Raw genomic sequence first — 12,751 nt, 5'->3', positions numbered from 1 at the left:
TTGTGGCAAAGGTTGAACCAGATTCCCCCGGAGTGGATGACCCAGGCGAGGGCCGCCGATTAGCACTCGACGTGGGCACAGTGCGAATTGGCGTCGCGGCATCCAACCGCGAGGCCACCCTCGCTACCCCTGTGGAAACCGTTCCCAGGAAGACCGGCTTCAAAGACCGCGATCAAGAAGACATTGATCGAATTCTCGAGCTTATTGAGGCATATTCCGCGGTAGAAGTCATTGTTGGTTTGCCGCGTGATTTACACGGAAATGGGTCAAAAAGTGTAAAACACGCGAAAGAAATTGCGTTTCGGATTCGACGCCGCTTGAATCAAGATGAAAATATAGATAAAGTTCCACCACCAGTACGCTTGGCTGATGAACGTTTGACGACGGTAGCGGCAACCACCGCGCTGCGCGCGTCCGGCGTGTCCGAAAAGAAGGGCAGAAAAATCATTGACCAAGCTGCAGCGGTGGAAATACTACAGTCCTGGCTGGATGGGCGTGCTAACGCGCTCCGCTCGGATGATGCAGTAGCCCAGCCTTCAAACTCAGGAGACTAAATACGTGAGCCGTAACCAACAACGCCTCGGGCGATCGATGGATGATAAGTACGTCAAGCGGCGCCAGCGCGGCATCGCCGTGGTGGTCGCATCCGTCATCGTCATTCTAGGAGCTCTGATCTACATCGGAGTACGCATCGGCACTTCTTCGGCCGACTACGAAGGGGCCGGAAACGGCACCACGCAATTGGTGGAGGTCCCCGAAGGATCCTCCATGTCCGAGCTGGGACCCACGCTCGTGGAAAAGAATGTGGTCAAGACCCAAGAGGCATTCGACTCCGCGGCATCGATGAACCACAGCGCCAGCCAGATTCAACCTGGCTTCTACCGGCTGCAAGAAGAAATGAGCGCGGCGAATGCGGTAGAGGCGTTGCTTGATGAAAACAACCGCGTGGACATGCTTGAGGTTCAAGGCGGTGCGACCTTGGAGGACGTCAAGGTCGTCGGCGGTGACGTGCGCTTCGGTATCTACTCCTTGATTTCCCAAGTCAGCTGCGATGACGGCAATTGCTTGGAGAAGGAAGAGCTGGAAAAGGCGGCGGCAGAAACCGATCCTAAGGAGCTCGGCGCACCGGATTGGGCACTGGATGCCATTAAGAAACGCGGCAATGACCCGAAGCGTATTGAGGGCCTTATTGCCCCTGGCCAGTACGTTCTGGACCCGAATATGAGCGCCAAGGACATCCTGAAGGATCTCATTACCCGCTCTGCCAAGCGTTATGAGGAAACCGATATCGAAAACCGCGCCAAGGCCATTGGGCTTTCGCCGTACGAGCTTTTGACCTCTGCCTCCTTGGTGGAGCGTGAGGCACCCGCCGGCGAATTCGACAAGGTAGCCCGCGTTATCCTGAACCGCTTGGACGAGCCCATGCGCCTCGAGTTCGACTCCACCGTGAACTACGGTCTGGAGGATGTCGAGCTGGCCACCACCGATGAGGCGCGTGGTGAGAAGACTCCGTGGAATACCTACGCTAAGGAAGGCCTTCCGGATACCCCGATTTCCTCGCCTTCTGATGAGGCAATCCGCGCGATGGAAGAACCTGCCGATGGTAACTGGAAGTTCTTCGTCACCGTGGATAAGGACGGCACCACCGTGTTCTCCGATACCTACGATGAGCACCTGGACCGTGTGGACGATGCTATCCGCTCCGGCGTCCTTGACTCTCAGCGCGAGGGTGAGGGAGCAGGAGCCGGCAACGGCGATGCCGCCTCGGACCAACCGGCTGAGTAGGCACTAGGCCGCAGCCAGAAAGGTAGACGCTCTCCATGCCGCGCGCCGCAGTACTCGGTAGCCCCATCGCACACTCGTTATCGCCTATCCTGCACAACGCGGGGTATACCGCAGTGGGGCTCAAGGAGTGGTCCTATACCCGCTTTGAGGTGACGGCCGATACCCTTGCCCCATTCTTGGAAGAATGCGGCCCCGAGTACCGCGGCTTTTCCGTGACCATGCCCGGTAAGTTCGCCGCGCTCGAGGTAGCAGAGGAACAAAGTGATAGGGCACGGCTTATCGGGTCCGCCAATACCTTGGTGCGCACCGAACATGGGTGGCGCGCGGATAATACCGATACCGAGGGCGTGCGCGGCGCCCTGCAAGAACTCATTGGGCTCCGCCCAGTCTCCCAGGCGCTTATCATCGGCGCGGGCGGAACCTCCCGCCCGGCGCTGTGGGCGCTGGCAGAACGCGGGATCGATCAGGTCACCATCTTGAACCGTTCCAACCGCCAAGCGGAGCTGCAGCCCTTGGCCGAGCGGCTCGGGCTCAATTTGCAGTATGCAACCTTTGACGATGACCTCGAGGACCTTTCCCGCTCCGCGGATTTGATTATTTCCACCGTGCCTTCGGCTGCGTTGGAGGATTATCGCTTCCAGCTTGCCCACGCCCCAGTGCTCGATGTGATCTATCACCCGTGGCCTACGACGCTCGCCGCCTGCGCCGCCGCGAATGGCTACTTCACCGTGGGTGGGCACGTCATGCTGGCGCATCAAGCGTTTAGCCAATTTGAGCAATTCACCGGGCTTTCCGCACCGCGCGAAGAAATGGTCGCGGCCCTGCAGGAAGAGCTTCGCCTGCGCAACCTCTAAGCACGCTGGGGATACGCCCATGTGCGCCGCCTTGCCATGAAGAGTGGCAAAGCGGCGCTTAGCCTTATGCCATGGGGATTTTCGGGGGAATACTTTATGGCCTGTGGGCAGCCGCCTTGTGCTGGTGGGATATTCGCGAGCGGCGCTTGCCCGATGCACTGACCATCCCCGTTGGGGTGTTATCGGTCACCTTTGCCACTTGGGGTGGGTTAGCCTGGCCATTGCTATACCTCCTAGTGGCGCTTTGTGGCGCCGGCATCGGCGGGGGAGATATTAAATTGGCCCTGCCGCTGGGCATGCTCGTTAGTGCCACGGCAGGCCCACTGGGGGTTATTATCGCCTGCGGCGGTTCCGCTGTACTCACGCTGCTCGCAAGCGGCATCGCGCGGGCCAAGGGCGGTGTGCCCCACGGGCCCTCGATGGTGCTATCGGCTGGGCTGGTTATGGCCGCGTATCCCCTCTTTGAGGGGTGAGGCGAATATATTGGGGTGCCTAGTTGCTCCGTGTGCATAGGTGCCGTGCGATAATACCCGCATGCTTCGTTGGACTACCGCTGGTGAATCCCACGGCCAGGCACTTATCTCCATGGTGGAGCACATGCCGGCCGGAGTACCCATTACCCGTGCTGAGATTTCTCATCAGCTGGCGCGGCGCCGCCTAGGATATGGCCGCGGTGCGCGCATGAAGTTCGAGGCCGATGAGGTTACGCTGCTCGGCGGCGTCCGCCATGGGCTGACGATTGGTAGCCCGATTGCCATCATGATCGGCAATACTGAATGGCCGAAATGGACCACCGTCATGTCCGCAGATCCCATCGATATGGAGGATGAGGACGTAGCAAAGGCGATGAATTCGGGCCGAGGTGCGCCCTTGCAGCGTCCGCGCCCAGGCCACGCCGATTTTGCGGGCATGGTGAAATATAACCACAGCGAGGCCCGACCCATCTTGGAGCGTTCTTCTGCGCGCGAGACCGCTGCGCGGGTTGCCGCCGCGACCGTAGCGCGGAACTTCCTGCGGGAAACGTTGGGCGTTGAGGTCTTTTCCCACGTGATTTCTATCGGCGCATCGCAGCCCTATGCCGGTCCTTCCCCCAGTTTTGCGGATATCGAGGACATCGATAACTCTCCGGTGCGCGCCTTTGGTAAGGATGCCGAATCTTCGATGATTTCAGAGATCGAAGCCGCAAAGAAGCAGGGAGATACCTTGGGCGGCATCGTCGAGGTAATCGTCGATGGCCTCCCCATTGGCCTCGGCTCACACATCTCGGGCGATGACCGCTTGGACGCACAGCTGGCTGGAGCATTGATGGGTATTCAGGCCATCAAGGGCGTAGAAATCGGCGATGGCTTCGATGAAGCGCGTCGACGCGGCTCCGAAGCCCACGATGAGATGGTCCGCACCGAGGATGGCGTAACTCGCCTGAGCAACCGGGCCGGCGGCTTGGAAGGCGGCATGACTAACGGGCAGCAATTGCGGGTCCGCGCCGCTATGAAACCGATTTCCACGGTGCCGCGCGCCTTGCAGACGATCGATATGGAAACCGGTGCCGATGCCACCGCAATTCACCAGCGCTCAGATGTTTGCGCCGTTCCGGCAGCAGGAGTTGTGGCTGAGGCCATGGTCTCACTCGTGCTAGCGCGCGCAGTTTTAGATAAATTTGGCGGGGATAGCTTGAGCGAGACCTGCCGTGCCATTGCTGCATATGAAGAATACGTTTCGCAGCGACTCGCCTTTAACCAGGAGTAAATGATGACAACGCCAACCGATGTAACGGGACAGCCACATCCTTGCGTCGTTTTGATTGGCCCGCCCGGGGCGGGAAAGTCCACGATTGGCCGCCGGCTTTCGCATGCGCTGAATTGCGATCTGGTGGATTCGGATCACCTAATTGAAATGGCCGAGGGAAAACCCTGCGGCGAGGTCTTTAGTGAGAAAGGCGAACCGGCGTTTCGCGAGCTCGAGGCCGAACATGTCGCTGAAGCCTTGCAGAAGGGTGGGGTAGTAAGCCTGGGCGGCGGCGCGGTGATGACGGCCTCCACGCGCGAGCTTCTGGAGCGCCACACCGTCGTCTTCCTCGATATTTCCGCAGAAGAAGGCGCGCGCCGCACGGCCGGCGACCGCAATCGCCCGGTGCTGGCGGCGGATAACCCGGTTGAACATTACCGGTCAATCGTGGAAACGCGCAGGCCTTTCTATCTTGAGGTGGCCGATTTTCGCGTACGCACGGATACTCGCTCCCCGCAGCAGGTCGTGGGCGATATCCTGGGCTTTTTAGAAACCCTCTAGCCGGGAACCCCACCCGCATCCCTGCAGGTTATCGCTGCGTAGAAAGGACAGTCCAATGCTCACCATCGCCGTTAACGGACCGAGCCCGTATGAGGTCCGCATCGGAGCGGGTCTTAGCGAAGATATCGCGCGGCGTTGTGCGGACACGGGTGCCGATAAGGCGGCGGTCATCTTCCAGCCTGCCCTGCGTACCGCCGCAGAAGAACTCGCGAAATCCGTAGAAGCGCAGGGCGTCACCCCCGTCTTGTGCGAGGTGCCGGATGCTGAGGCGGCCAAGCAACTGAGCGTGGTGGGAAACGTGTGGGACCGCCTTGGTGAGGCGGGTTTTAGCCGCAGCGATGTCGTCATCGGTGTAGGCGGCGGGGCAACTACGGATATGGCAGGCTTTGTCGCCGCCGGATGGATGCGCGGCATTAAGGTCATTCAGGTTCCTACGACCCTTCTCGCCATGGTTGATGCCGCGGTGGGCGGGAAAACCGGAATCAATACGAAGGTCGGGAAGAACCTCGTCGGCGCCTTCCACGAGCCGGATTCTGTATTCGTCGATCTGGAACGCCTAGACACCCTCCCACAGGCAGAAATCGTGGCTGGTTCCGCAGAGATCATTAAGACCGGGTTCATTCATGATCCGGTCATCGTGGAACGCTACGTGGAAAATCCAGGTGCTTGCCTTGACCCACGCGGTGTCCTGCCGGAATTGATTGAGCGTTCCATCGCGGTGAAGGCAGCGGTGGTGGGAGAAGACCTCAAGGAAGCCGGGCTGCGCGAGACCCTTAATTATGGGCATACCTTTGGCCACGCCATAGAAAGGCAAGAAAACTATGCGTGGCGCCACGGCAATGCGGTAGCCGTAGGCATGATGTTCATTGCCCACCTTTCCCACCAGCGAGGCCTGATAGATGCGGAACTCGTGGAATTGCACCGCAGCATCCTGACCAATATCGGCCTGCCTACGGCGTATCAACCCGGGAAATTCGCGGAATTATATGAGGCGATGACCCACGATAAGAAAAACCGCGACGGGAAGATCCGCTTCGTGGCGCTGACCGGAATCGGTGCGACGACGCGGATAGAGGGCCCCACGCGCGAAGAACTAGAAGCGGCGTATGCCGCCATTACGGAGTAGATATGAAAATCGTTGTTCTCAATGGCCCGAACTTAAATAGGTTGGGCAAGCGCCAACCGGACGTCTATGGTTCCACGACGCTAAGTGATGTCGAAGAACTGGTTTCCAAGCGTGCCGAGAAGCACGGGGCAGAGGTCGAGTTTTTCCAGTCGAATTTTGAAGGCGAGCTCATTGAGAAGGTCCACGAGGCCGCCGATGCCGGAAGTGCAGTCATCATTAACCCAGGTGGGCTGACGCATACCTCCGTTGCTCTGCGCGACGCCCTGGCAGAGATTGCCGATGGCGCCGGCTTCGTGGAGGTGCATATCTCCAACGTGCACGCCCGGGAGGAGTTTAGGCACCATTCTTATTTGAGCCCCATTGCCCGCGGCGTCGTCGCCGGTTTGGGAGTCTTTGGGTACTGCGCCGCGGTGGACTATCTATGCCAATAATCACCGGCCAGACCGATGCCCCTCGGGCGCAGATGGAAAGAAGGCATCGAACCTAGCCACCTGTGCCGCGGAAATAGTTATAGTGGAAGAATAAATTTTTAAGCTTCACTACGTTCCCGCAAAGGATGATTTTATGGCACTTGCAGATACCCGTTTCAGTGACCGCCGCCGGAAGCTAGCCGCCGAATTAGCCGGTCAGCGCATTGATGCGGTATTGGTAACCCACTTGATCCACGTCCGGTACCTGTCCGGATTTTCCGGTTCCAACGGCGGGATGCTGCTGCGCAAGGATCTCTCCGCGTTGATGGCTACCGATGGCCGCTATACCACCCAGATTGCCCAGGAAGTTCCGGATCTTGAGGCGGTCGAGGGCCGTTCTGTGGGCAAGGTGCTCCTACAGCAATTCGACAAGGATGAGACCCCGGTTCGCGTCGGCTTCGAAGCCGACTACATGTCCGTGTCGGAACTGGAAGATCTGAAGGATTCCGCACCGGATGGGGTCACCTTGGTGCCGATTTCTGGAATCATCGAGGACATCCGCATCACGAAGGATCCGGTAGAGCTAGAAAAGCTGGAGGAGATCGCGGCGCTTGCTAACCAGGCCTTGGAAGACCTTCTTGCCGCCGGCGAGCTGCGGGCGGGTCGCACGGAACGCGAAGTTGCCGCCGATCTGGAATTCCGCATGCGCATCCTAGGTTCCGAGCGAGTGAGCTTCGATACCATCGTGGCCTCTGGCCCGAACTCTGCCATGCCACACCACGGCGCGGACGATCGCGTGATCGAGGATGGGGACTTGGTTACCATCGATTTTGGCGCTCACCTGCGCGGATTTAACTCTGACTGCACCCGCACCTATGTCGTGGGTATGGCAAACGACTTTGCCAAGGAGATCTACGATGTGGTGCTGCGCGCCCAGCAGGCCGGCGTCGAGGCTGCGGTAGCGGGCACGTCGCTTTCCGATGTCGACGCCGCCTGCCGCAACGTTATCGCCGATGCCGGATACGGCGACTACTTCGTCCACTCCACCGGGCACGGCGTGGGCTTGGACGTGCATGAAGCACCCTTTGCCGCCACGACCGGTAAGGGCGAGCTGGCGCCAGGGATGACGCTGACCATCGAACCGGGCGTGTATGTGCCGGGCAAGGGCGGCGTGCGCATCGAAGATACGCTGATTATCACCGATGGAGCCCCGAAGATCATTACCGCCGCCTCCAAGGACTTTACTGAGCTGCCCGCATAGGTAGGCTTGGCCCCTGCGGCTCCTCCCTTTCTTGGGAAGAGATTTTAGGGGGTACCGGTGGCCTGCGGGTGCGGGCTATCCGGTAGGCTTATACTTTGCTTTCAACCTTTCAACCACAATATTCGGGAGTTTAACCGCAATGGCTGATACTACTGATTTCAAGAACGGACTCGTTCTCAAGATTGACAACAAGCTGATGCAGATCACCGAGTTTCAGCATGTTAAGCCGGGCAAGGGCCCAGCATTCGTGCGCACCAAGCTGAAGGACGTCGTCTCCGGAAAGACCGTGGACAAGACCTGGAACTCGGGTGTCAAGGTAGAAACCGCCACGGTGGACCGCCGCGACATGACCTACCTGTACAACGACGGCACCAGCTATGTCGTCATGGATGAAAAGACCTTCGAGCAGTTTGAGCTTTCGCCGGATAAGTTCGGCGATGCCGCACGTTTCCTGCTGGAAAACATGCGCGTGCAGGTCTCCTTCTACGAGGATGAGGCATTGTTCGCGGAGCTTCCTATCTCCGTCGACCTCAAGGTAGAGCACACCGAGCCAGGCCTGCAGGGTGACCGTTCCTCCGGCGGCACCAAGCCCGCCACGCTCGAGACCGGCGCCGAGATCCAGGTCCCGCTGTTCATTGAAATCGGCAATGTACTAAAGATCGATACCCGCACCGGCGAGTACCTGTCCCGCGTCAACAACTAGGGCCTTATCTTGTCTGATAACACTGCTAAGCGGGATATCAATCATAAACGGCATACCGCGCGCTACCGGGCGCGCCGGCGCGCAGCGGATATCCTCTATGAAGCGGAGAACCGGGACGTCGATCCCGTCGCCATTGTTGAGGATCGCGTTGCTTTGGCGCGCGAGGATCGCCACGCTGTAGCGCCCATCGCGGACTACACCAAGGTCATCGTCCAAGGCGTAGCAGAAGAGCTAGACGCTATCGATGACACGATCTCGCGTTACCTTTCCCAGAATTGGGAGTTGCACCGCATCCCCGCCGTCGACCGCGCTATCCTGCGCCTTTCGGTCTGGGAGCTATTGTTTAATCCGGATGTTCCCACCGCGACGGCCGTCGTGGAGGGCGTGGAGCTGGCCTCGCAGTATTCCCACGATCAAGCCGCACCGTATATCCACGCGGTCTTGGATGACGTCGCGCAATCTCGTTCCGAGCTAAGCCCGATGAATAACGGCGGCGATGAGGAAGAAAGCGACGCCGCGGGATCCGAAGACTCCCATGCGGACCCTGCGGCTTCGACGCACGCAGAGGCGCCAGGGGAGTCAGAGGAGCCCGAAGAGTCAGCCCCGGCTGCGGAAGCGGAAGCAGACGCGGAAGAGGAAAACTCCTAAATCAAACCGTTCCCCGTCTCCCGCTGCGCTATGCCGCGGGAGACAGCCGGTTCGCACGGCCCCAACCGTGGCGTTTGTACAATGATTGCCATGGGTAAATTTAAGATCAAAGATGCGCTCGACCTCCGCGCCGGAAAGACCTTTCAGCTTGCCGATGTCGATCCCACGGCGACTCCAGGATTCGATGGCTCAAAGTCTGACTTAGAAGACCGCTTCAAACACTATGACGATGAGCTCTATGATTTGCAGGAGCGCCTTTTTGCTAATGGCAGGGCGCATGCCGATGATGCACCCTCGCTTTTAGTAGTCCTGCAAGGAATGGATACCTCCGGCAAAGGCGGGGCCATTCGCCATGTCTTTTCCGTCTTTGATCCGCAGGGCACGAAGACCGTCGGTTTTGGCAAGCCGACGGAAGAGGAAATGAAACACGATTTCCTGTGGCGCATCCGCAAACACGATCCGGTTCCTGGGCAAGTCGTGGCCTTTGACCGGTCCCACTACGAAGACGTGCTGATTCAACGCGTGCACGAGTGGGGGGATGAGGAAGAGATCGACCGCCGCTTTGAGGCGATTCGTGAGTATGAGCAAGAGCTCGCCGGAAAGCGGGTAAAGATCTTGAAGGTCTTTTTGCACATCTCGCCGGAGTTCCAAAAGGAAAACCTCATTGAGCGGACCGAGCGCGAGGATAAGTACTGGAAGTACGATCCTTCAGATCTTGAAGAGCGCGGCTATTGGAATAAATACATGGCGGCCTATGAGGATGCCATCCGCCGGACGGATGAGCTTTGGGCGCCGTGGTTTGTTATCCCCACGGATAATAAGAAATACGCGCGCATGGCCTTGAAGTACCTCATTGTTGATGCACTGCGGCACCTGAACCTGTCGTGGCCTGCGCCCGAATTCGATCCGGAGGCAGAAAAGCAGCGCATCCTCGACGCGGACTAGGCACTAGCCGCGGCGCCTAGAGCCCAAGAGGGCAAGGCGCCCCAAAAATCCCCGCACCGTCGCCGCGCCCTAGCACGCGAATGCGCGAGGCGGGGCGAAACAAGTGCGGGGGAGAAGGCCTTAGGTAAGGCGGCTTAAGCGTTGTCGGACGGCGTGGAGTTTTCCTCGCTGCCGTTTCCGGCCTTCGCAGCGGTTTCAGATCCGAGCTTGGCCATTTCCTCGGCGGCAGACACCATGGCGTCCTGGCCGTTGATGACGGCGTCGACGGCCTTCTTCAAAGCGGTGGTAAGCTGCTCATCGGTCATTCCGGCGGCGGCGGGAATATCGCGCTCGGTGCGGACGACGAGCATATCGTCGTGCTCAGAAATAACGGCTCGCGCGCCGAATGCGACAGAGTTGATCTGGTTGGCAGCGAGGAAGAGCCCGGCATCGGCCTTGGAGAACGAGGCATCGGTTGGCACGTCGCAGCGCACGATGATAACGGAATCCAAGACCGCAAACATGGTGGGCAGGCCATTGAGGTTGGCGGTGGCGGCGTCGATTTCGCCTTCCACCTTGGTTAGCTCAATATCGAAGGTGCCCATGGCAGCAACGACGCGGTCCAGATCGACCTCGGGCAAATTGTTTTCGGTAGATGCGGTGGATGCATTAGTCATGGTTATGCTCCTCCCAGGTGACAAGCTGTGGGTAGTGCTCTTCAACAAAAGCCATGGACTGCAGCATGGAGTCCAAGGTGGACATCACGAAGGCACCGATCTGGTTGCGGGACAGGCCATGGGAAATGTTGATTTCGCGCACGCCGGAGACGGCCAGATTATTTTCGGACGATTCAAAAAAGCGCAGGGTCGGCGCGAAGTGCTGTTGGTTCCACTTGTTGAGAACCATGAGCAGTTGTGGGCCCTCCGAGGCTGGGGCATTACCGCGCCAGACGGAGTCCGCCACGAGGACATCGTCACGCACCTGCAGGGCAATAGCGATATTGGAAAAGCCGGTGCGCAGGATCTTTACCGTTTCACCTTCGCCGACGGTCTGTTCTTCTACGCGGTACTCGAGCTTTTCGGAGTCAAAAATCTCACCGATGCGCTCGAGGGTGACATCCTCAATGGGCGTATCGGGATACAGGGTTGGTTCTTCAGACACGTAAGTAGTCTCAATCCATGTACTAATCGGGGATAATGGTCAACCCTTTCTAGTTTACCTAACTACACCGGCGCTTTCTGGCAAGTGAGGATTGCGGCAGGTCTTGTTCACAGTCCGGCACGCGGACCGAAGTACGTGACTGGGGTTGCCCGCAAATCGTGGACACGTAGTAGAGCTACCTAGCGGTTAGGCAGCGATTTTTTCTTCGTTTCTGGTTTGGGTGATGTGATTTTCGAAATCGACAGGGCTGACCATCCCAAGGGCGGAGTGCCGGCGCCGACGGTTGTAGACTACTTCAATCCAGTAAGCCACAGCCTGACGCGCAGTATCGCGGGTTGCCCAGCGTTTCCGGTCGTAGAACTCGGTCTTAAGCGTCGACCAGAACGACTCGGCCATCGCGTTATCGAAACACACCCCAGTGCGCCCTACCGACTGAGCAACCCCTAGGTTGCGGCACACGTCCCAGAGCTGCTCGCTGGTAAATTGTGTTCCCCGGTCAGCGTGAAACACCAGCCCCTCAGGAACATCACTACGCAGTGTATGTGCCATCCGCAGCGCTCGTTCGACCAGGTATGTATCTTGCACGCTATCCATAGCCCAGCCCAGTACCCTGCGGGAATGACCGTCGCGAACTGCGCATAAGTACAACCAGCCCTCGCCGGTGCGCAGGTAGGTAATGTCCGACATCCATACTCGATTGAGCTCGCCGGTATCAAACATGCGCTTTACCAGGTCAGGAAGAGCAGATTTACGCTTAGATTGAATCGTTGTCACCGGCACAAAAGCACGCGGTGAAATCCCTTCAATGCCCATCAGACGCATCCGCTTGGCCACAGTCTTGCGATTCACACTGATCTGGTAGCGCTCACCTAGCTCTGCGGTGATCCGCGGAGCACCATAGACCTCATCGGAGTCTTTCCAAATCTGATGAATCTTGCGATCAACATCATCGTAAAATGATGCACGATCATCCTTACCGGTTAAGCGTTGCTGCTGTATATGGGTCCATTTGTAGTATCCAGACCGAGATACCTTCAACAAGCGTGCCATGCGCTTGATGCTGTAGTTAGCCTTCTCCTGCTGCATTAATTCGAACTTTTCTCTTCGCGTTGCCTTAAAGCGAAGAAGGCTGTCGCTTTTGACAAAAACTCATTATCCATCTTGGCTTCTGCCAGCTCACGACGCAGACGAGCATTCTCCGCACGAAGATCAGCCTCGCTTAATCCATCGGAAGATCCTTAGGCGTTGACGCTCATTTTTTACCCATCGGCCTAAAAGACCAGGTGCGACACCAATTTCTTTCGCTACATGAGCAATTGGGCGCTGCGATTCGATTACCAGGTTCGCGGCTTCGCGTCGATACTCAGGTGTGTATTTCTGGCGTTGTTGACTCACAATGAACATCCTCTCTTACGGACACAAGATCCGCACTAATCGGGTGTCCACTAAACGAGGGTAACCTCAGCTACTTCAGTCTCGGCCAGATCCTGAACAACTTCGACCAGCTCGCTAGTGGTGGAAGGGCCCTGTATCTTGGGCGCTTCAAGGAGAGCGGGAAGAGACATTCAGTTCTGAGACTATGCTACCGACGAC

At 58.2% G+C, this 12,751-nt stretch carries 14 protein-coding genes and 1 pseudogene; 12 read left to right on the top strand and 3 right to left on the bottom strand.

The genetic code is table 11. The features are described from left to right. Window positions 1-2 precede the first annotated feature (2 nt). The 12 genes from ruvX (at window position 3) to ACLI1O_RS06660 (ending at window position 10,018) form a co-directional block, all read left to right on the top strand. A complete protein-coding gene (gene ruvX, locus ACLI1O_RS06715) occupies window positions 3-554 on the top strand; it encodes a Holliday junction resolvase RuvX (protein ID WP_284771486.1) in 552 nt (183 codons plus the stop codon). A gap of 37 nt (window positions 555-591) precedes the next feature. Continuing rightward, a complete protein-coding gene (gene mltG, locus ACLI1O_RS06710) occupies window positions 592-1,785 on the top strand; it encodes an endolytic transglycosylase MltG (protein WP_284771499.1) in 1,194 nt (397 codons plus the stop codon). Between the two features lie 35 nt (window positions 1,786-1,820). Beyond that, the gene (locus tag ACLI1O_RS06705) at window positions 1,821-2,639 is read left to right on the top strand and encodes a shikimate dehydrogenase (protein ID WP_284771487.1); all 819 of its coding nucleotides are present in this window, start codon (window positions 1,821-1,823) and stop codon (window positions 2,637-2,639) included. A 71-nt stretch (window positions 2,640-2,710) separates the two neighbouring features. Beyond that, complete coding sequence (locus ACLI1O_RS06700; protein WP_284771488.1) at window positions 2,711-3,112, top strand: A24 family peptidase; 402 nt, start codon at window positions 2,711-2,713, stop codon at window positions 3,110-3,112. Between the two features lie 61 nt (window positions 3,113-3,173). After that, on the top strand, window positions 3,174-4,385 hold the full coding sequence (gene aroC, locus ACLI1O_RS06695) for a chorismate synthase (protein WP_284771489.1): 1,212 nt from the start codon (window positions 3,174-3,176) through the stop codon (window positions 4,383-4,385). After that, window positions 4,386-4,925: a shikimate kinase gene (locus ACLI1O_RS06690; RefSeq protein ID WP_278724120.1), complete on the top strand. Its 540-nt coding sequence runs from the start codon at window positions 4,386-4,388 to the stop codon at window positions 4,923-4,925. It begins immediately after the preceding gene. Window positions 4,926-4,980: 55 nt separating this feature from the next. Then, the gene (gene aroB, locus ACLI1O_RS06685; RefSeq protein WP_284771490.1) at window positions 4,981-6,051 is read left to right on the top strand and encodes a 3-dehydroquinate synthase; all 1,071 of its coding nucleotides are present in this window, start codon (window positions 4,981-4,983) and stop codon (window positions 6,049-6,051) included. 2 nt (window positions 6,052-6,053) lie between these two features. Further along, complete coding sequence (aroQ, locus tag ACLI1O_RS06680; RefSeq protein WP_284771491.1) at window positions 6,054-6,482, top strand: type II 3-dehydroquinate dehydratase; 429 nt, start codon at window positions 6,054-6,056, stop codon at window positions 6,480-6,482. A 133-nt stretch (window positions 6,483-6,615) separates the two neighbouring features. Next, the gene (locus ACLI1O_RS06675; RefSeq protein ID WP_284771492.1) at window positions 6,616-7,722 is read left to right on the top strand and encodes an aminopeptidase P family protein; all 1,107 of its coding nucleotides are present in this window, start codon (window positions 6,616-6,618) and stop codon (window positions 7,720-7,722) included. A 139-nt stretch (window positions 7,723-7,861) separates the two neighbouring features. Beyond that, window positions 7,862-8,425 carry an elongation factor P gene (gene efp / locus ACLI1O_RS06670; protein ID WP_023017433.1) on the top strand — a complete coding sequence of 188 codons (564 nt, stop codon included), beginning with the start codon at window positions 7,862-7,864 and terminating at the stop codon, window positions 8,423-8,425. A 9-nt stretch (window positions 8,426-8,434) separates the two neighbouring features. Continuing rightward, the gene (gene nusB / locus ACLI1O_RS06665; RefSeq protein WP_284771493.1) at window positions 8,435-9,073 is read left to right on the top strand and encodes a transcription antitermination factor NusB; all 639 of its coding nucleotides are present in this window, start codon (window positions 8,435-8,437) and stop codon (window positions 9,071-9,073) included. Between the two features lie 90 nt (window positions 9,074-9,163). Continuing rightward, window positions 9,164-10,018 (top strand): PPK2 family polyphosphate kinase, encoded by an 855-nt coding sequence (locus ACLI1O_RS06660; protein ID WP_284849660.1) that lies wholly within the window; start codon window positions 9,164-9,166, stop codon window positions 10,016-10,018. Between the two features lie 134 nt (window positions 10,019-10,152). Here ACLI1O_RS06660 and ACLI1O_RS06655 read toward each other — a convergent pair whose 3' ends face one another. From ACLI1O_RS06655 to ACLI1O_RS06645, 3 genes and pseudogenes are all read right to left on the bottom strand, one after another. Further along, window positions 10,153-10,674 carry a YbjN domain-containing protein gene (locus ACLI1O_RS06655; protein ID WP_284771495.1) on the bottom strand — a complete coding sequence of 174 codons (522 nt, stop codon included), beginning with the start codon at window positions 10,672-10,674 and terminating at the stop codon, window positions 10,153-10,155. Beyond that, window positions 10,667-11,158 carry a YbjN domain-containing protein gene (locus ACLI1O_RS06650; protein ID WP_005283185.1) on the bottom strand — a complete coding sequence of 164 codons (492 nt, stop codon included), beginning with the start codon at window positions 11,156-11,158 and terminating at the stop codon, window positions 10,667-10,669. The genes ACLI1O_RS06655 and ACLI1O_RS06650 overlap by 8 nt, the downstream gene beginning before the upstream one ends. 186 nt (window positions 11,159-11,344) lie before the next feature. Next, window positions 11,345-12,562 (bottom strand): annotated as a pseudogene (locus tag ACLI1O_RS06645) (IS3 family transposase). Window positions 12,563-12,751 lie beyond the last annotated feature (189 nt).

This window comes from Corynebacterium sp. LaCa78 (assembly GCF_046717505.1).
Classification (GTDB): Bacteria; Actinomycetota; Actinomycetes; order Mycobacteriales; family Mycobacteriaceae; genus Corynebacterium.
The sequence above is the reverse complement of the archived record's forward strand: the minus strand, read 5'-3'. Positions and strand labels throughout refer to the sequence as shown.

What these genes read in the sequence shown, in the direction of transcription:
- aroC (WP_284771489.1), top strand. Translation starts at nt 3,174, where the DNA reads ATGCTTCGTTGGACTACCGCTGGTGAATCCCACGGCCAGGCACTTATC.
- ACLI1O_RS06655 (WP_284771495.1), bottom strand. Translation starts at nt 10,674, where the DNA reads ATGACTAATGCATCCACCGCATCTACCGAAAACAATTTGCCCGAGGTC.
- ACLI1O_RS06690 (WP_278724120.1), top strand. Translation starts at nt 4,386, where the DNA reads ATGATGACAACGCCAACCGATGTAACGGGACAGCCACATCCTTGCGTC.
- ACLI1O_RS06675 (WP_284771492.1), top strand. Translation starts at nt 6,616, where the DNA reads ATGGCACTTGCAGATACCCGTTTCAGTGACCGCCGCCGGAAGCTAGCC.
- efp (WP_023017433.1), top strand. Translation starts at nt 7,862, where the DNA reads ATGGCTGATACTACTGATTTCAAGAACGGACTCGTTCTCAAGATTGAC.
- ACLI1O_RS06705 (WP_284771487.1), top strand. Translation starts at nt 1,821, where the DNA reads ATGCCGCGCGCCGCAGTACTCGGTAGCCCCATCGCACACTCGTTATCG.
- ACLI1O_RS06700 (WP_284771488.1), top strand. Translation starts at nt 2,711, where the DNA reads ATGGGGATTTTCGGGGGAATACTTTATGGCCTGTGGGCAGCCGCCTTG.
- aroQ (WP_284771491.1), top strand. Translation starts at nt 6,054, where the DNA reads ATGAAAATCGTTGTTCTCAATGGCCCGAACTTAAATAGGTTGGGCAAG.
- ACLI1O_RS06660 (WP_284849660.1), top strand. Translation starts at nt 9,164, where the DNA reads ATGGGTAAATTTAAGATCAAAGATGCGCTCGACCTCCGCGCCGGAAAG.
- mltG (WP_284771499.1), top strand. Translation starts at nt 592, where the DNA reads ATGGATGATAAGTACGTCAAGCGGCGCCAGCGCGGCATCGCCGTGGTG.
- aroB (WP_284771490.1), top strand. Translation starts at nt 4,981, where the DNA reads ATGCTCACCATCGCCGTTAACGGACCGAGCCCGTATGAGGTCCGCATC.